The following is an 18,283-nucleotide window of genomic DNA, read 5'->3' as shown; positions in this document are numbered from 1 at the left end:
CGGCGCGCGAGGGGGAGACGATCTGAACCCAAAGGGAAACCGTGGGATCACGGTTCCCCTTTTTCTGCGCTGGTATGGTTTAGAGATGGCGCGAAGGAAATTATGCTAAGGTTAGGTGTCGGAGTAGGCCCAGAGTCGGCGTTCGAGCTTAGCGCGACGGATGGCCGGTGTCAGCCCAACCACGACCTACGCATCAGGCGCATTGACTGCTCCGCTGCGAGTGCGAACTATTTGGACCATTTTTCCCGAAAGCTGCCATTCAGCAGGCGGTGGCTGCCCTGGCTGATGCTGCGGCAAGCACCAAGGGCAGCGAAGCGCAGATAGCGATCTTTGCAAACTCAGCCTTTCTCTTTCTGAACAAGCGCCTTTGCGAACAAGACAGCTGGAACGAGGCAAAGATCAAAAGACGATCAGGCGACTTGTTTGAGAGTGCCAAAAAAACTGGGGACATACAGGCGCACTTGTCGCCCTGCTTTGATGGTCAGTCAGGAACAACTTGCCCTATGAAAGCTCTTCCAGGATGGGCACTGTCTTCATGTGGGTTTCAACAGCTGACCTGACCTCATCGCTCATCGGTAGGTTTGCCGCTTCCACCTTCCAATGGTCTCTGAAAAGCTGAACGGTCTCCTTGGCAGCGTCGATCGCCATCTTCTTCGGAATGGCAGCTTTGACGGCAAGGTGCTCCAGCTCATCCACCGAGAACGCCGAAAACACCTTAGCACGACTAATCTTCATGTTCGTCGCATCACCCGGAATGTAGGGCACAGTCGCCACAAAATCATAAGCTGGTGCCAGCGAGACATACCGCCGGTCCGGATAGATTAACGACCAGTTCTTCATATGCATGTCGGCATTGCCGATCAGCATATTGAAGGTCAGACGCCGGACATATTCGATGATGTCTGCATCATTACCTTCGGCGGCGATCACCTGGGCAATGTTCCGGAATGTGCCATTGCCGTACTTGTCTTCAGGATAGAGCCCATAGACCTGCGCAAAATCCTCAATGTGCACGCGCGACCCGTCGGATAGCCGATCAAAGCGCTCGATCACAAAGGCATGCTTGCCGATCTTATCGATGCCTACGGGCAGGTTCTTGATCGCATCGATCCCCACGAGATCGATGGCAGGCACGTTCATCCCGACCAGGCCCGCCAGCTTCATCATCGAGAATTCATTTTCGGGGACGCCTGCGAATTCCCGTGAGGGGAGCTTGACGATCCAGGAACCCCCAACGCCGGAAGCGGGAATGGTCAGGCCGCCAGTTGCTCCCATCACAGCTGAAAACTTGAGCTGCACGCCAGCCAGCGAAAACCGCAGCGCGTTCTCGCGGCGATCATCACTTTGGTCGTCCGCTCCATCGGCAGCATCCGGCGGCCAGGCTTCACCATCGGCCGGGGTGATCGTGATCGCGCCGGGCAGGTCATGACCAAGCGCCCAGAGCAGATAGAATTCACGTTCGGGATTCACGCCTGCCTGTTCCGCCAGGTATTTGCGCAAGTGCCCTTCGGGCAGAAGGTTCGAGAAGAAGGGCATGACGCGTTTCTGATACGGACGAAACTCCGTATAGAGCTCCCCGAATTCATCCTTGAAGGCAAGACCAAGGGTCGCCCTGTCTGGGTCGGCAATATACTCGTCGGTGAAGGCAAAGATGGTGCGATCACCCCCGAGATTGGTGAGCGTGCCGATGGGCGCGCCATACAGATTGACGTTAAGGACGGAGACACTACTCATCGTTATCTCCATCTAGGCGGTAAGCGGGACGCGGCGGGCGCGCTCGATCCTCATCGGCCATGCCGTGTGCGAGGGCGTTGCGGAAACTGTTCATCTGCTTGGACGCGTCTTGCAGGGTTTTAAGGCCGCCCGTGTTATCCACGGTTTTGAGCGCCTCGCGGATGCTGCGCAATGTGTCAGTGTTCCGGATAAGATTTTCGAACTGGCGCAGCTCCCGAAACTGTCGCTGCAAATTCTGGATGGCTGAATTGTCGATCTTGAGTGACTGGATGTGCTCAAGCTGCTTGGCCAGCTGCGTAAACTCCTTGCGCGTTTCGGGCGTTGCCTTGGGCGCATCGCCTACGCTGCGAGTGATCGTTCTGACGGCGGGTGCGGCCTTGCGCGGCACGAGCGCCAGCTCCAGACCAAGAGCGTTTGCGATGGCGGTCAGACTTGAGACCGTCAGGTTCACAGCGCCGCTCTCGATCTTGGAGATGTGCGACTGCGGCACGCCTGCACGGGCGCTTAGCGCGCGCTGGCTAAGCCCCTTCTTCTCGCGCGCAGCCTTCAGTGTCGCTGCCAGTTTCTCGCTCTCATAGCTCATTTTGATATAATCCTACACATCAAGCTAAGCGCCTGATCTACTTAAATGTATCATGTAAGACTTGCAATTTCAAGGTATGATCTGCTTTTATAGATCATTCTCTATTTGAGATCTACTTTAATATATCAGTCATTGGGGCGCTTCTAGCTCAGCCAAGAGGAGCCGGGCGTGCGGCTCATCATACGGTCGTATGTGTCTTCCTCGGCCTCTTCGGAAAGTTCGAAGCGTGATGGTGCATCCCCAAGATGGATAAGGGAAAGCGCAAAGTCGTGGACTTCGGAGACCAGAGCATGCTCGGTGCAGGGCTCTTTGAACCAGACGCCCGCCTCATGCTCTCGCGTTGCCTTTCGTCTAATCAGCTCTGCATCCGTTGCCGGAATCGCAGCTGCCGGTATCTCGATTGGTGGTCGGCCGGACGTTTTGAAATAAGCGCCCGTGCGCAAGGCGCGACCACTCGACCACCCCCAATGAATGAAGCCGTCGATAGACTTCACAAGAACTGCACGGCGCTCGGTGTACTGCAGCCAGCGCAGCGTCGCTGCGATCAGGGATACGCCGTAGCGATCAGCGCACTCTCCCAAAGCTTCCAGGTCAGGCTGGGATTTCGGGGCGATCTGCGCGCGGAAGTCATCCAACGGCATGAGTAGATTTGCGGCAAACTCGTTCGCCTCTTTCTCGATCTGCCGGTACTTGCTGTCCCAGCGTTCCATATCCTCGGTACTGCAATGGATACCGTCAGGATGATCCTGTCTGTGCAGGAGGTAGTGCCCGAACTCATGGGCGAGCGTAAAGTTGACACGTCCCGGCGACGCTGTGTCGGAATTGTAGAAAATGCCCCAGCCTTTTTCGCCGGGCGGCGCCTTCATCAAGGCGCCCTCGAACCCTTTCAGCGGGGCGCCCTGCACAAGACTTATCGGATCGTCAGGAAAGCGCTGCTTGGAAAAATCGTAGGCAAGCGCTCCAACGTTTACCGGAAAACGGTCGTCGCCACCCAAGGTGTTCAGGATGATGGTCAGATCGTATGCCCATCGTTGTGGCGACTTTGGCTTGCTCATCCGGGCTTCCCCCATAGCTTTACCATCTCGCGGATTTTTTCTTTGGTGTCGGCATCCATGTGCCGGTATTCGCGATAGAACTGCACATCGACTGCATCCTCTTCTGATATCGCCTGCTTTTCGTCGAGCAGGTATTCAATCGTGACGCCAAGAACTTCAGCGATCTTAGTCAGCTTTTCCGCAGATGGTCGCGGCGGATTCTTGTTCTCCAGCTCCCAAATGTAGCTTTTGCTGGAGCCGGAGAGTTCGGCGAGTTTGTCGAGCGTTAGCTTCTGCTCCTTTCGTAAGCGGCGAATCTTCTCTCCCAGGCTGTTGGTCATGTGGCGGCCTCCCCATCGATCTTCTTGTTCGGTAAAGACATACTTTACGTGCTTGACTTCTGACTTTCAACAAATATATGATGTTCGGAGTGGGCGTACTTTTTGTGCCTGCATCCCTAACGAACCGGAGGTATGAGAAACATGAGTAAGGGACCGAAGACCCATCACGTCGTGCCGAATCCGGCAGGCGGATGGGATGTCAAGCGTGGCGGCGCATCCCGCGCCAGCAGCCACCATGAAACGAAGCAGGACGCTGTTGATCGCGGACGTGAAATCAGCCGCAACCAACAAAGCGAACTGCGCATCCACAACCGCGACGGACGGATCGCCAGCAGCGATAGCCACGGTGGCGATCCGTTCCCGCCCAAAGGTTAAACAGAAAGGACATAGCCATGGCGAAAGACGAAAAAGGCAAACCCGACAAAGAGTATACGATTGTCGTTAACGGTCGCGAGAAGACGGTGACAACGACCGAGCTTGGTGAGAACGATCTGATCGCCCTCGCCTATGAGAACCCGCCCACCGGCGAGATGATCTGCTTCACGATCACTTACCGGCGCGGTCAAGGCAACAAGCCAGAAGGCACGCTGGATGAGGGCGATACCGTGAAGCTGAAGGAGGGCATGATCTTCAATGTCACGGCAACTGATAAGTCGTAACGCCGATCTCAAGGCCCTCGAAGAGGGCGGATACGAGGTGGCCGTAAAGAATGGCCACCTCGTGATTTCCAACGTGCCCTACGTGAACGCCAATTGCGAGGTAAAGCTTGGCACCCTCGTTTCTGTTCTGCAGATGAACGGGGGCGAAACGATGACGCCGAGCGACCACAAGGCGTACTTCGTGGGCGAACATCCTTGCGATCCGGACGGCAAAACGCTCGAAAGCATCAGGCATTCCAGCAGACGCCAGACCCTCGGCAAAGACATCACGGTAGACCACATGTTTTCGGCCAAGCCGAAAGAAGGCTACCGCGACTATGAACACAAGATGGCTACCTATGTAGAGATGATCGCTTCGTCCGCGCGGAAAATCGATCCGACGGCAGATGCGCGCACCTACGTCGTTGCAAACTCCGATGAACCTGATCCGGTATTCAACTACCAAGACACAGCCTCGACACGGGCCGGAATCGGCGGTCTCTCCGAAAAGCTGGCAATGAACAAGGTCGCAATTGTCGGCCTTGGTGGGACCGGCTCTTACGTTCTCGATCTGCTCGCCAAGACCCCGATCCGCGAGCTGCATCTCATCGATGGGGATGATTTCCTGCAGCACAACGCGTTCCGGAGCCCTGGCGCGCCCAGCATCGAAACACTGCGCGGTCGAAACAAAAAGGTCGATTACTTCTCAGCGCTTTATGCACCCATGCGCAAGGGGATCGTCCCTTACCCGGTCTATCTCGACGCCTCCAACGCGGACCTTTTAGACGAGATGGATTTCGTCTTTGTGTGCGTTGACTCCGGCATCGCCAAACGCCCGGCAGTCGAACGCCTCGAAGAACAGGGCATCCCCTTCATCGATGTTGGTATGGGCATCGAGATGGGCGACGATGCCTTGGTCGGCGTGCTGCGGGTGACGCTGAGCACAGCTGAGCGGCGCGAACCGCTACGCCGCCGCGTGGGCATGGGCGAAGCAGAGATCGATGAAGCTTACGCCACCAACATCCAAGTCGCTGACCTGAACGCTCTGAACGCAACGCTCGCGGTACTCAGATGGAAGAAACTGGTTGGATTTTATGCCGATTTTGAGGGCGAGCATTCCAGCAACTACACGATTGACGGCAACATGATAAACAACATGGACAGGCTCGATGACGATAAAGAAAATTAACCATAAATTTGTAGATGCGATCCCCGAGAGGACTGAGGAAGGCGTTCTTTATCTTGCCATGGATTACGCGACGGCCGTTCATAAATGCGCCTGTGGCTGCGGCCGCGAAGTGGTCACGCCTTTAAGCCCGACGGATTGGAAGATGGGTTATGACGGTGTATCTGTGTCGCTCTCGCCATCCATCGGAAACTGGAGTTTTCCCTGCCGATCGCATTACTGGATCAAGCACAGCAATATCCGATGGGCAGGCGATATGAGCGATGAACAGATTGCAGCAGGACGGGCTCACGACCGTCGCGCCAAAGGTCGCTATTACGATGCGCCGGAAGCCCCCGCAGCAAGGGCGAATGCGGATGCGCGACAAGGTCTTTGGCAACGTTTCCGGCTGTGGCTAAGCGGCAAGTAATGATTAGTTCCGACGCCGATACCCTTACCGCGAGAGCGGTTTTGTCCTTGTCCCGAATCCCTTCCGCTCGATGATGTGTGGCGGCTGCATCTATGGCGAAAGACGGTTTATCCAGATGCGCATGCAGCATATGTATCCCCACCCGCCGCCAAAACCCGCAACTTTGCGAAGTCCACTTCCTGCGCATCGCTGCCGTTCGTCCAAGGCGCTGCGAATGACTGGCTCCCGCCCATCACGTCGAATGCTGGCGAAAACACACTCGTATAGTCGGCAGCGTTAACGCCTGCACATCGACCTGAGTCCCAGCCTTGCGGCCTCCCCTGCTCGGCTTCGCGTGTCGCAGGGGAGAACGGCCCTTCGGTCCGTCGCGCATTCGGCCATGCGGCCTCACCGCGGCGTCGCACCCAGGCCCCCGGTTTGCCCGCCTCGCGAGCACGTCCCTTCCTGGCCGCTCCGCCGGATTGCGCTCTGGTCTGTTTTGGCCCGAGGCCAAAACGATCCCGCCGCTTCATCCGTCTTCCGCGTCCGGTCGGGCCGTTTGCCTGCTCGGGTCGGGCAAACCTACCGTCAAAACACACACACATGAGTGCGGAAGCATATCCTCCGGATGGCCCCCAAATCAGCCCGCGTCAAGGATCGCAAAACTTTTCGGCGAGGGCGGAGCCGGTGGCTTGGGGCGGTGCCATGCGCGAGCGCGCGCATGTGTCGGGTGCCGTGCGCGGAAAACTTTTGCGCCCGGCAAGCCGGCGGCTGCGCCGTCCCTGACCCGGGCAGATTCGGAAACCAGGCATTCGGCCATGCCCCCACACTCACGTGGTGGCCTTGGAACCGAACACTGGAGACCAGACATGGCTTACGACAATGCGAACACCTACGAGACCATCGAGCTTTTCGGGCTGACCGAGAAAGACGCACAGCTCCCGATCCCGGAAGATCACATCCTGACCGACCACATCATCCGCGAGAGCTTCGAGGCTTTGCTCGGGCAGCTCCGCGGGACCGGGCTTGAAGCAGAAATCGAACCGCTGGCCCATGGGCTCGCCACGATCCTGCAGCGGCGCAAGGTGGCGCTCGGCAAGGAGGTCGACCGCACCGCCGACAAGATCGGCGCGCTGGCAAAATCCCACGACGGATCGGAGATCGCCGAGACCGCGCTCGAAGAGGCGCAGGCGCGCTTTGTGCAGCTGCGCGAGATTGTCAGCGCCATCGAAGTGTTGAGCGAGGCGGCTGCGGAATGCTACGAGATTGAGACCGGTCACGCCTTCATCCCGGCAGCCGGGTCGCGCGCGAGCGTCCGGGCGCAAGAGACCGGGGCGGTCTTCGAGGCGCGGCAGCTCCTCGAGCAGCACGACCGCGAAACCGCCGAGAAGTCGAAAGTCGAGGGGGTGCCCCTGATCGTCTCAGGCGCCACCGACTGGACCGATGTCGATGTGATCTTCAACACGCTCGACAAGGTTCGCGAACGGATCAAACAGAACCGCAACCAGGAGATCTTCCTCTGCCACAAGGGTGGCAAGCACGGGGCGGAGATGATTGCGGCTCGGTGGGCCCGGGCACGCGGGGTCGCACAAGCGCGCTTCGATCCGCGCTGGTCCGCGCATGGGCGGGCGGCACCGTTCAAGTGCAACGACGAAATGCTGGACGACAAGTTCGCGGCGACGGGGGTTGTACTCTTCGGCGGCAACGGGGTCGCGCTGAACCTCGGGCAGAAAGCGGAAGCGAAAGGCCTGACGGTCATGCGGGTTGCGGACCCGGTGAAGAATGCGTCGCAGGAGTGAAGAGAGGGGGTCGCGCTTGGCGCGGCCCTTTCGTCATGTCTCATGGCGCGTGCGATTGGTCATGCGTGATCGGCAGTCTGCGGCGGCCAGCACCGTTATCCCTCTACCCGGTCCGTCAGCGTGCGGCCCATCCGCATCGGTACGGGCTGGGGATGGTGCGCACCTCACGCACATCGTCAGCGGGGCAAGACGCGAGGGGTCGAGACGTCGCACTTGAGGCTGAAGACTTGCGCGTCCCTCGGGTGGTGTTTCGGACCGTCGCATCCACGCGGGCGGGCTCCGTCAGCACCCCGGCCAGGCTCGGCGTGACGCGAACGCGGATGGTGGCGGCTGCGTGATGGCAAGGCTCATCCGGGCTCTCCTTTTTGCTCATAGATGTGGATCGCACGGGGTCGGCCCAATCGTGCCCTCAGCTCACGCTTCGGCAAGCACAAATACGGCTTCCACGGCGAAGCCGCGGACCCTCCGCATTTGCGCTTGCGACCGGGCCTCTTGCCCCCGTGCCGGGTGATCCCCATCGCAACAAGGAGTAACCCAAATGACCAACCACTACGTCGCCACCGTCCCCGTCAAGTTCACCGATACCGATGGCCAGGAGCGCACCCGTTTTCAGCGCGTGGGCGCGATGTTCCGCAACACCCGCAACGGGGATGGATCGGAGTTCTTCAGCCTCAAGCTCGACTTCCCGGTCGCGGTCTCGGAGCTGGTGATGTTCCCTCCGAGCGCTAAAGATCCCCAGGACTAAGTCCTCTGACGAGGATGGGCCGCCCCAGGACGATCTTGGGGCGGCCCGATCCCTGTTCCAGGTATGCCGTCACCGGCGCGGGTGATCGCCTACAGCGACCTCCTCTTGGTGCCGGTAGCCGCGCGCTCAAAGGACGATCGCCGCCCGGAATGATCAGGCCGCGACAGACCGGCCAGTCAGCCTCAAGGGGGCCATCCACAAAAACCGGCAGGCCTTGGCCTCCCGGTTTTTGCGGCAGAGATTTGGGGACCCAAATCTGGCCCTCCTTGACCCTGCCTATCCGCCCTGTCGGTGGGGTTTGCGCCCGCCCGCGGTTCCGTCCGAACACAAGCGTGTTCGGCCAGACCCTCGGGCGGGGCTGGTGGACGGGACCCCTAGGACAGGTGGGTCGCCCGGTGGTGAGGGCGGCAGAGCCGCGTCCCTGCGGGCCGCGGCGTGAAGCGGACACCAAGGCTGCCTGAGACTGAATGCAACGTAAGTATATAATTGACATCACGGTATATTATCGTAAGGTAGGGGCGGCCTTGGTGGAAGGTGGCAGGAAATAGGGGGTCTTTCTTCCGCATGTCCCGAACAAAACGCCTGACAGAGATCGAGAAGATGCAGATCGTCCGCGAGGCCGCGGAGGGTGTGTCGACGTCCGAGCTGGCTGCGCGGTTCGGTGTTACATCGCGCGCCGTGCGCTACGTCTTGAAAGCCGATGCCGAGCGCCAGACGGATGCCGCAATTCCGGTCTCAGCGGTCAGTGTGAAGGTCACGGCTGCGGAGCTTGAGGCGCTCGACGCGGTGCTGGCGAAGGCGGGGATCGAAAGCCGGGCCGAGGGGCTGCGGCGGCTCATTCAGGCGGCAGGCGGGGTGTTCGTTCCGGACGCGCAGATGGCAGCTGAGATGGCGCGCTACCGCGCCTCGCTGCACGAGGTCGGCAATGGGGTCGCGCAGATCGCCAAACAGATGACGCAGGCCAATCGGCAAGGGCAGGGGGCCGGCTCGGAGTTCACCGAATTGCGCCTCGCACAGATGCGCGGGCTGGCGCGGTTCATCCTGGATTCCGCTGACGAGATCGACCTGCTCCTGCGCCGCCGTCGGGATGCGATGCAGCTGCAGGCCACGGCCGCGCTGAGGGAGTTTGCGCATGCAGCTGAATGATGCCGTCCATGCCGTCACGGGCGAGGTGTTTCGGGATGGCTGGAGCCGCGTCCGGGGCTCAATGCAGGGGCTGCACGTGGCCAAGCAGACCCAGCTTGTGCGCGCGGCAGCAGGCCACCGGCCAGCGGTCTTCAAGGCGATCCGGGGCGGGGGAACGCATACCAAATCGCAGCTCGCAAACCAGCTCGATTACCTCACCACCAAGTCCACCCATATCGTGGACAGTAGCGGGTTCTTGGATGGCAAGACGAAGCTCGAGGCGGGTGACATCAAGGATCTGACCGAGCGCTTTGCCAAGCGGTGGGATGCGGGCTTCAAGCCCAAGCTTGGGCAGACCACCCACATGCTCATGTCCTTCCCCATCGGCACGCGCGGGGAGGATGTGCGCGACATCGCGACTGATGTGGCGGAGCGGTTTTTCCAGACCGACGAGGGGCATTTCGACTACATCATCGCAGTGCATGAAGACCGCGATCACCCGCATGCGCATCTGGTGCTGAACCGTCGCTCGCAGGAAGGCGAGTTCTTCTTTCTGGGGCGCAACCATCGCTTCAACTATGACGACTTCCGGCTCGCCATGGTCGAGGAGGCCGTGAAGTACGGCGTGCGGCTGGAAGCCACGCGGCGGGTGGAGCGCGGCGTCGTGCATTACCCGGCCCGGACCAGCGAGATCTACGCCGCGAAAGAAGAGGGTCGCGCGCCCCGCGAGCGCGAACGTGTGGGGGCCGACTTGACCCGGACGCTGGCGGAGATCGCCAACACCAGAACCGTCTACCATTCGCTTGCCGCGGAGGCTTCGCGTGAAGCCCGCGAGAATATTGCCGCGGCACTCTTCCGCGCGGGCGAGGTGCTGGCGCATGGCGGACAGATGGACCGAACAGGAGATGTGTATATGGCTGAGGATCAAAGCTTCGAGGATCTCAGAAGCCTCTATGCGGAAAAGCTCGCGCGAGTGCAGGGCATGATCGCCGAGAAGTCTGACGCGGAACGTCCCATGCTGGAAAAGCGCCTCATCGAGATCCAGACGCAGGTCCAGCACATGCAGCCCTTGGGGCTGCGATCATCCACGCTGTCAGAGACCCCCTCGGAGGGCGGGATCTATTCCGAAGCCAATATCGACGCCAGCCAGCGCGAGCGACTGGCCGAGCCCGACCTGAGATCGCGCATTGACGCGGCACTACGGGGCACAGGGATCAGCACATCGGAAGTGGTGGCCCGGATCGAGACGGGCGCGTCAAATGCAGCGCTCGAACATCAATGGATCGCCAATGATCTCTCCAAAGTGGCCGAGGCGCGGAACCTGAACCTCGAGCGCCGCGCCGATCTGGAACAGGCGCGAGACAGTCTCAACGATGTGCATGTCGCGCTCGGCACGCTCTTGGAACGGGAAAACGTGCTGCGCCGGGATGGCGTCATGGAAGCGGAACCGATCAGCGAGCAGTTCCATTATCATGAGGGCGCGGTGCGGGCGATGGAAGGGACAATCCGTCAGGAGATGCGCGCAGAGGGCCTGACCGCGCAGCAGATCGAGGACCGGGACTGGGAGGTTGTCTCAAGGGCGGAGCGCCGGATCGAGACGGAGCAGCGCGCGTATCTCGAGGCACACCCGGATCTGCTCGCACGCCCCGGCGATGTGATCGACCGGTCTGAGCCCTACAGGGAGACCATCACCGATGTGGCCCGCGCCAGCGAGATCACCAGCGAGGTCGACCGCATCATGGAGGGACGCGACCTCCGCACGCCCGTTGCAGATGCTGTCACGGATGACTTACGAGCGCGCTATCCGGACATCCCGTCCCACCTCGCCCGCGGGCTCGGCGCGACCTATGCGGCCGTCGTCGAGATACGCGACACGGAGGTCATCAATCAGGTCCGCCGCGAAAACGAGATGCGCGACGGGCTTGGGTTTGGCACGCGCGACGCACTCCTCGCAGCCCGCGGTGAAACTGCTTCGCAGTCTGACCGTGCCGACCGCCTTGCAGACGAGATTGCGCGTGTCCTGGACCATGAGCGGGCGGGGGAGTTGTCCGCGCCCTTCGAGACCGAGGCGGAGCGGGACGCCTTCCGCGACGAGATCGCGCGGGCGCTGGATGACCGTCAACTCGAGCGGCTCACATCCGGCGATGCCGATGCGCTGGACAAGGTTCTCGAGGACCGCCTCGACCGGCTTTATGTCGCCAAGGTCTACCTGCAATCGGATGCAGCAACGGCCAACACGGAGGCCTTGCGCCAGGTGGTCGATGATCTTGCCGACACCGAATACGAAAAACACCGCACCACAGACGTGGATGGCGAGACCGAGCGGGGTCACGTCCATTGAGCGCCGCCATGGGAAAGGCGCGGATCGCGACCGGTGTCTTGTTGGTAACGCTGGTGACCGGTGCCATGGGCTATACGATCGCTTCGGCGGTGCTGACCTACCAGGATCTCGGCTTCGGCGCCGAGATCGACTTTGCCTATATCGCGCAGAACTACATGGCGATCCTCAATCGCCGCCCGGAGGACGCGCAACTTATTCACTTGATCATCGGCAGCTTCGCCGCCGCCGGGCTGATGCTGAGCCTCGCCCTCTCAGGGTCCGCCCTGACACGGTTTGGCCAGACCCATTGGCAGACCGCGCGCGAGATGAAGGCCAATGGCTTCTTCGGGGCGCCGGGCACCGGGTTCATCCTCGGCAAGCTGGGGCCGCCGGGCTCCCGCGCCAACTACATCTGCTCCAAGGTCTTCCCCCATGCGCTGATCGTGGCCCCCACGGGCCGCGGCAAGACCACGGGCTTTGTCATTCCGAACCTGCTGACCTGGCAAGGCTCCGCCGTGACGCTCGATGTGAAGGGCGAGTGTTTCGAGGCAACGGCCCGCCACCGCGCAGCCCAAGGCGACAAGGTCTATCGCTTTGCCCCCACCGATTGGGAGGGCAAGCGCACGCATCGTTACAACCCGCTCCTGCGCATCTTCGAGCTGAAAGATCCCGCGCGCCAGCAGATGGAATTGCAGCTCCTGGCGACGCTCTTCCTGCAGAGCGACAACGACCGGGTGCAGGGCCTGCTTAAAGGCGGGATCGATCTCTTCGTGGCGGCAGGGCTGCTGGCCTTCCAGCGCAAGCGCCCCACCTTGGGCGAGATTTACCGCATCGCGGCGTCGGGCGGGAACAAGCAGAAGGAGTATTTCGCGCGGGGCCACGAGGTGGACAACAGGGCCGCCAAGCTGATCTTCACCCGGCTGGCCTCGACCAACAACGATACGCTGACCTCCTATGTCTCGCTCCTGATGACCTCGGGGCTCGATCAATGGCAAAACCCGGCCATCGATGAGGCGACGGCCGTGTCGGACTTTGATTTCCGGACGATCCGCAAGAAACCCTTTTCGGTCTATCTCGTCGTCCAGCCCCTCATGGTGAAGCCGCTCGCACCCCTGATCCGGCTGTTTTTCTCCGATCTTCTCTCGGCCATGCAGGAAAAAGATCCCGGACCGGATGAGCCGTGGCCAGTGATGATCATGCTCGACGAGTTCAATCGCCTCGGCAAGATGCCCATCGTGGTCGAGAGCATCGAGACCCTGCGCACCTATCGCGGCCACCTTGCCGTGGTCACCCAAACCATCCCCGCCCTCGATGAAATCTACGGCGAGAACACTCGCCGCGCCCTGCAGGGCAACGCCGGCGTGAAACTCTATCTCACGCCCTCGGATGAAAAAACCGTCGAGGAGCTGAGCAAGGCGGTTGGCAAGACCACGAAGACCGTCATCACGCGCTCCCAGTCCATCGGCAAAAACCCCTTTGAAGGGCGCAGCCAATCCACACGGACCGAAGAAAGTTCGTTGTTACCTGAAGATGAGGCGCGCCGCCTACCGCTCGATGAGATCGTCATGGTCATCGATGCCCAGATGCCGGTCCGTGCAAAGCGGATCCAATATTTTGACGATCGGCTGTTCAAGGCGATCCACGCGGCGCAAACGGGGGAGTTGCCGTTTCCGGAGCCAGGGGGAGGTGGGTCGCAGGGCACGCTGCCGTTAAGTGTGCGGGCCATGCCGATGACTCCGCCGTCGATGGGTGGAGGCCAGAACGAAACGGCCGTGCTTGGCTCGGAGCAGGCGCGGGCTAAGGCGGAACAACCGCTGGCGCGAACCGACGGCACACCGAAGAAGTCGGCGGTCGTGGTGCAGGCGGTTGTTGTAGAAGCGCAGAGGCAGATGGAGATGGATTTTGTAGGGGAGGTGGCAGCTCTTGGTTCAGTGGAAGATGCCGGCGACGAGCAGGTACAAACGGCAGTAAATGATTTGGGTGATCTGGAGAAGGCCCTGAAACAGGGGTTCTAACTTGATGGGTTGTTGCATCCAGAAGTTGGCGTATCAAGTGATGGTTGTCAGTCGCGTTCTGGGTGATTTAGAGTTCGCTCTATCAGGCTTGACCTTTCGCAAGGGCAGTTTCCATATCTTGTTGCTCCTCCCTTATGTTGCGCCAGATAAAGTGTTACATCTCGAACAGCCTGTTTTCGGGGATCGAGATGTGAATAAGAAAATTACAACCAGCCGGCGAATGGGCGAAATCGGGGAGAAGGCAGCTAACCTTCAATTCTTACGAATTGGATTCCAATTCGATGGGAGGTCACGGCTGGAAGCAGGGATAGACGGCATCGCTGAGGTGATGGACGATGATCAGCCGACTGCCAAAATGATCGCCGTTCAGGTCAAGGCTACTGAGAGTGGCACCTATGCGGGTGAGACGGATTCCGCATTCACCTATCGAGTTCGCGCAAAGGATTTCGACTACTGGCGCGGCTCCAACCTTCCCGTGATACTGGTTCTCTACAGGCTTTCGGATGACACGTTCTTTTGGAAGTCACTCGAAAACCTCGTCGGCGAGGCCGAACGCATTTTGCACTTCGACAAGGAACGAGACGTTTTGGACGGGCGCGCGAAGGATCGCCTCGCCGCGCTCACGGTCGCCAAGCAAGGGCACGGATACTACGTCCCTCCACTTGGGGGAGGGGAAGAAGCGATTATCAATATGGTGCCTTTGCAGCTTCCCGACGAGATCTTCGTCGCGCAGACCCAGCTCTCCACGCAGAAAGCCCTCGCCCGGATGAACAAGGTCCGGAAAGGTCAGCGATACGATTGGATGATCGATGAAACATCGCTTTGGACATTCTGCGATCCGCTAACCACGCCCGTGCGCGATCTAGTCGAGAGGGATCAGGTAGAAAAGATCGAAACCGACTTTCTGGCCAAACACGACGCGGTGGATCAGCAGTATAAATTTGCGGGTCTGTTACGGCATACCTTGGCGCATGACTTTCGCGATTTGCTCGGGTGGGACGGAAAGAAAAAGCAGTTCTACTTCTTGCCAGCGCCTGGAGGCGTCGGGCGCAAGTTCCGCTATCTTGGTGCCAAACAGAAGACGCAGGCCGACGTTGTCAGTGTCTATCAGAAGTCGAAAGGGGCGGGGCCCATCGACTATGTGCGGCACCATTCATTCCATCCACGGTTTGAGCGTTTGGCGGATCAATGGTACTTGATCATCAGCCCATCCTACTACTTCACTTCCGATGGAGAACGAGCTCTCAACTACCCGGACACATTGTTGTCCGGGAAGAAACGTCTCGACACAAACAGCACTGTTCGAGGCCAGGTTATCATGTGGCATCGATTGCTTTCAGGTATGGAATTTGAAGATACCGGCGGATTGCTGGCGCCTGACATCAAGATAGATCGCGTCATCAAGTTTGGCGACCCGCCTTTCATCGAACTGCCAAAGAGCGTTCCCGAGGATGTCTGGGGTGCGAAAGCGCAAAAATCTAGAAACCCATCCAGCTCGGATGAACAAGGTAGCTTCGACCTATGAGCGGCTTCAAAGCAAAGATCTTTCCGGAGCCAGAACGTAACCGCCCGATTGATACCGCGGTTTAGGCGTCGGGCGCCCAGTTCCACGGGAGCAGTTCGCCGAGCCGATTGATCTTGTGATCGTGGATGCGCTCGAGCAGATCGGCGAGCCAAGCCTGCGGGTCCAGCCCATTCATCTTCGCGGTCTCGATGAGTGTCATGGCGCGGGCAAGGGTTTCTCCGCCGCGGTCCGAGCCGGCAAAGAGCCAGTTCTTCCTTCCGATGCCGATTGGGCGCATGGCGCGCTCGGCGGGGTTGTTGTCGATGCCGGTGCGTCCATCCTCGAGGAACAGCTCGAAGGACGGCCAGCGGGACAGCCCGTAGCGGAACGCCTTGGCGAGGTTGCCCTTGCCGGGAATACGAAGCAACTGGGCTTCGGCCCACGCCTTGAAGGTGTCGACCATGGGTTTGGAATGCCGCTGCCGCGCGGCCTTGCGCATTTCGGCGGACTGGCCAGCGATCACTCGCTCGACGTCGTAAAGCTTCCCAATCCGGTCGAGTGCCTCCCGCGCGATCTCGGACTTCGTGGTCTCCCAGACGTCGTGGAAGTCGCGCCGCAGGTGTGCCCAACAGGCGGCCTCGCGGAACTGCCTGCTGCCGTCCGCGCGTCGCTCGTAGAGCTGGCCGAAGCCCGCATAGGCATCCGCTTGAAGGATGCCGCCACTGCCTTGGAGGTGCTGCCGGGGGTGCTCGCCTTTACGGTCCGGTGAGAAGCGGTAGACCACGCCGGGCGGGGCCGTGCCGGCCCAGGGTCTCTGGTCCGAGACATAGGCCCAGATCCGTCCCTGCTTGACCCCCTTGCCCAAGCCACGGTCGCGGCGGGACCGGTCCAGGACGCGGATCGGCGTGTCGTCGGCGTGCAGGATCGGCGCGGCCATGACCTCGGCCTCGATCCGGTCGATGATCGGCGCGAGCACCTTCATGGCCCGGCCACACCAGTCCAGTAGCGTGCTGTCTGGCACGTCCGCACCCATGCGGGCGTAGATCTCGTTCAGGCGATAGAGCGGCAGGTGGTCATCGAACTTGGAGACCAGAACATGCGCCAGCAGACCGGGCCCGGCCATGCTGCCGGGGATCGGACGGCTCGGGGCGGCAGGCTGCACCATCTTCTCGCACCGGCGGCAGGATTTCTTTAGCCGCGCGATCTGGATCACCTTCATCTGCGCCGCGACCATATCGAGCAACTCGCTCACATCCTCGCCGACCACGCGGAGGTCGCCGCCGCAATCGGGACAGCAGGCGCCGGGGTCGAGCTCGCGACGTTCGCGAAGTGTGGCGGGGGACACCCGTGGCCTGCGACGGGGGCGCAGTTCGGCGGTCCCGGGATCAGCGGCCAGAGGCTCCCCGTCATCTTCGTCGACCGGCTCATTGCGCTGCTCGGCGGCCGCGACCAGCAGGTCTTCCAGCGCCAGTTCGAGTTGGGCGATCTCCCGTTCGATCTTCTCCGAGGACTTGCCGAAGGCCTGTTTCTGAAGCCTGGCGATCCGTAGGCGCAGGGCTTGAACCAGCTGTTCATGGGCTTGGAGTGTGGCCGACATGCGCGCATTCTCCGCCTGAAGCGCGGCAATCATCGCTTTCAGAACGGCGGGGTCATCGGAGAAAATGTCGACGCCTTCGGACATGCCGACAGATACCATGCGGCATTCGGAATGACCAATGAAACAAGGGCCTTGAGCAGGACAAACTACCCGACGCGGGCCGGCGGCGCGCCCCAATCCGGACGCCGCCAATCGATGCCTTCCCAGAGCATCGCCAGCTGCGCGGAGGTGAGCCGGGCAGCGCCACCCTCGGCACCAGGCCAAGGAAAGCGGCCGCGCTCAAGCACCTTGTAGTAGAGGCAGAAACCTTGGCCATCCCAGTAGAGCAGCTTCAGGCGATCGCCCCGGCGCCCTCGGAACGCGAAGACCGCGCCGCTTGCAGGCTTCTGATGCAGGACATCCTGTGCGATGGCGGAAAGGCCGGCGATGCCCTTCCTCATGTCAGTGACGCCGCAGGCCAGATAGACCCGCACCCCTGTTCCGGGCCCGATCATGCCGCCTCCACCGCCCGGATCAGCCGGGTCAGCGCGTCACCATCCATGCTGCTGTCAAACCTCAGGCACCGCCCATTTCTCAGCCGCAATTCGATCAGGACCGGCCGCGAGGGGGCGGATACGGAGGCGCAGGCAGGTTCCGGGGTCGCATCGAAGTCTACCGGAAGGAAGACAGTTCCGCGATCCGGCGACCATAGCCCTTTCTTCTTCAGATCCCGACGCCACCCATAGATCTGCGACCGGGTGAGTTCGTGGCGCTGCGCGACCTGCGTCACCGTCGCACCGCCCATGCCGACCTCCGAGAGGATCTCGAGCTTCTCGTCATCGCTCCATCGACGGCGCCGCTCAACGCCCAGAACTTCGCCCAGCATGGCCCCTCCAAATAAGACACGTCGATAACGACGCAGTTATGCACGTGTCTTAGATCAGAGAGCCCCAGTCAGGCAGGCGGTTTCAATCGAGCGGTTACGATCCGGCGACCATAGCCCTTTCTTCTTCAGATCCCGACGCCACCCATAGATCTGCGACCGGGTGAGTTCGTGGCGCTGCGCGACCTGCGTCACCGTCGCACCGCCCATGCCGACCTCCGAGAGGATCTCGAGCTTCTCGTCATCGCTCCATCGACGGCGCCGCTCAACGCCCAGAACTTCGCCCAGCATGGCCCCTCCAAATAAGACACGTCGATAACGACGCAGTTATGCACGTGTCTTAGATCAGAGAGCCCCAGTCAGGCAGGCGGTTTCAATCGGGCGGTTACTATGTTCCTGCGGGCCAAAGAGT

The 18,283-nt window shown here is 60.7% G+C and carries 18 protein-coding genes; 10 read left to right on the top strand and 8 right to left on the bottom strand.

What is annotated here, in order from left to right; genetic code table 11:
- Positions 1-501: 501 nt before the first annotated feature.
- The 4 genes from CBW24_RS16510 to CBW24_RS16495 all read right to left on the bottom strand — a co-directional run bounded on the left by CBW24_RS16510 (position 502) and on the right by CBW24_RS16495 (position 3,692).
- Positions 502-1,734 (bottom strand): type II toxin-antitoxin system HipA family toxin, encoded by a 1,233-nt coding sequence (locus tag CBW24_RS16510; protein WP_097374445.1) that lies wholly within the window; start codon positions 1,732-1,734, stop codon positions 502-504.
- Entirely contained in the window at positions 1,727-2,317 is a 591-nt protein-coding gene (locus CBW24_RS16505) for a type II toxin-antitoxin system RelB family anti-toxin (RefSeq protein WP_067920593.1), read from the bottom strand. The genes CBW24_RS16510 and CBW24_RS16505 overlap by 8 nt, the downstream gene beginning before the upstream one ends.
- 143 nt (positions 2,318-2,460) lie before the next feature.
- Positions 2,461-3,372: an ImmA/IrrE family metallo-endopeptidase gene (locus CBW24_RS16500; protein WP_067920606.1), complete on the bottom strand. Its 912-nt coding sequence runs from the start codon at positions 3,370-3,372 to the stop codon at positions 2,461-2,463.
- On the bottom strand, positions 3,369-3,692 hold the full coding sequence (locus CBW24_RS16495) for a helix-turn-helix domain-containing protein (RefSeq protein WP_067920594.1): 324 nt from the start codon (positions 3,690-3,692) through the stop codon (positions 3,369-3,371). The genes CBW24_RS16500 and CBW24_RS16495 overlap by 4 nt, the downstream gene beginning before the upstream one ends.
- Positions 3,693-3,833: 141 nt before the next feature.
- On the opposite strand from CBW24_RS16495, the gene CBW24_RS16490 reads away from it, so the two are divergent.
- The 10 genes from CBW24_RS16490 to CBW24_RS16440 all read left to right on the top strand — a co-directional run bounded on the left by CBW24_RS16490 (position 3,834) and on the right by CBW24_RS16440 (position 15,433).
- Entirely contained in the window at positions 3,834-4,067 is a 234-nt protein-coding gene (locus CBW24_RS16490; protein ID WP_065331965.1) for a DUF2188 domain-containing protein, read from the top strand.
- Positions 4,068-4,084: 17 nt separating this feature from the next.
- Entirely contained in the window at positions 4,085-4,351 is a 267-nt protein-coding gene (locus tag CBW24_RS16485; protein ID WP_067920598.1) for a multiubiquitin domain-containing protein, read from the top strand.
- Positions 4,326-5,519 (top strand): ThiF family adenylyltransferase, encoded by a 1,194-nt coding sequence (locus tag CBW24_RS16480; RefSeq protein WP_097374444.1) that lies wholly within the window; start codon positions 4,326-4,328, stop codon positions 5,517-5,519. The genes CBW24_RS16485 and CBW24_RS16480 overlap by 26 nt, the downstream gene beginning before the upstream one ends.
- Positions 5,500-5,925: a ubiquitination-like system serine protease family protein gene (locus CBW24_RS16475; protein WP_082851009.1), complete on the top strand. Its 426-nt coding sequence runs from the start codon at positions 5,500-5,502 to the stop codon at positions 5,923-5,925. Before CBW24_RS16480 ends, CBW24_RS16475 begins: the two co-directional genes overlap by 20 nt.
- Positions 5,926-6,773: 848 nt before the next feature.
- Positions 6,774-7,703: a DUF2493 domain-containing protein gene (locus CBW24_RS16470; RefSeq protein ID WP_067920602.1), complete on the top strand. Its 930-nt coding sequence runs from the start codon at positions 6,774-6,776 to the stop codon at positions 7,701-7,703.
- Positions 7,704-8,241: 538 nt separating this feature from the next.
- Positions 8,242-8,448, top strand: a complete 207-nt coding sequence (locus CBW24_RS16460) for a hypothetical protein (protein ID WP_007120662.1) — start codon at positions 8,242-8,244, stop codon at positions 8,446-8,448.
- Between the two features lie 564 nt (positions 8,449-9,012).
- Positions 9,013-9,594, top strand: a complete 582-nt coding sequence (locus CBW24_RS16455; protein WP_067920604.1) for a helix-turn-helix domain-containing protein — start codon at positions 9,013-9,015, stop codon at positions 9,592-9,594.
- Positions 9,581-11,914 carry a relaxase/mobilization nuclease domain-containing protein gene (locus tag CBW24_RS16450; protein WP_097374443.1) on the top strand — a complete coding sequence of 778 codons (2,334 nt, stop codon included), beginning with the start codon at positions 9,581-9,583 and terminating at the stop codon, positions 11,912-11,914. The genes CBW24_RS16455 and CBW24_RS16450 overlap by 14 nt, the downstream gene beginning before the upstream one ends.
- Before the next feature lie 8 nt (positions 11,915-11,922).
- Positions 11,923-13,908, top strand: a complete 1,986-nt coding sequence (locus CBW24_RS16445) for a type IV secretory system conjugative DNA transfer family protein (RefSeq protein WP_097374442.1) — start codon at positions 11,923-11,925, stop codon at positions 13,906-13,908.
- A gap of 40 nt (positions 13,909-13,948) precedes the next feature.
- Complete coding sequence (locus CBW24_RS16440) at positions 13,949-15,433, top strand: DUF4365 domain-containing protein (protein WP_232530359.1); 1,485 nt, start codon at positions 13,949-13,951, stop codon at positions 15,431-15,433.
- Positions 15,434-15,494: 61 nt separating this feature from the next.
- Here CBW24_RS16440 and tnpC read toward each other — a convergent pair whose 3' ends face one another.
- The 4 genes from tnpC to CBW24_RS16420 all read right to left on the bottom strand — a co-directional run bounded on the left by tnpC (position 15,495) and on the right by CBW24_RS16420 (position 18,162).
- Entirely contained in the window at positions 15,495-17,093 is a 1,599-nt protein-coding gene (tnpC, locus tag CBW24_RS16435; RefSeq protein WP_067921515.1) for an IS66 family transposase, read from the bottom strand.
- 62 nt (positions 17,094-17,155) lie between these two features.
- The gene (tnpB, locus tag CBW24_RS16430; protein WP_067921507.1) at positions 17,156-17,503 is read right to left on the bottom strand and encodes an IS66 family insertion sequence element accessory protein TnpB; all 348 of its coding nucleotides are present in this window, start codon (positions 17,501-17,503) and stop codon (positions 17,156-17,158) included.
- Positions 17,500-17,874 (bottom strand): IS66-like element accessory protein TnpA, encoded by a 375-nt coding sequence (tnpA, locus tag CBW24_RS16425; protein ID WP_067921509.1) that lies wholly within the window; start codon positions 17,872-17,874, stop codon positions 17,500-17,502. The genes tnpB and tnpA overlap by 4 nt, the downstream gene beginning before the upstream one ends.
- Before the next feature lie 54 nt (positions 17,875-17,928).
- On the bottom strand, positions 17,929-18,162 hold the full coding sequence (locus CBW24_RS16420) for a transposase (RefSeq protein WP_097374440.1): 234 nt from the start codon (positions 18,160-18,162) through the stop codon (positions 17,929-17,931).
- Positions 18,163-18,283: the final 121 nt, after the last annotated feature.

This window comes from Pacificitalea manganoxidans (assembly GCF_002504165.1).
Classification (GTDB): Bacteria; Pseudomonadota; Alphaproteobacteria; order Rhodobacterales; family Rhodobacteraceae; genus Pacificitalea; species Pacificitalea manganoxidans.
This window is presented reverse-complemented; position numbering and strand designations above follow the sequence as displayed.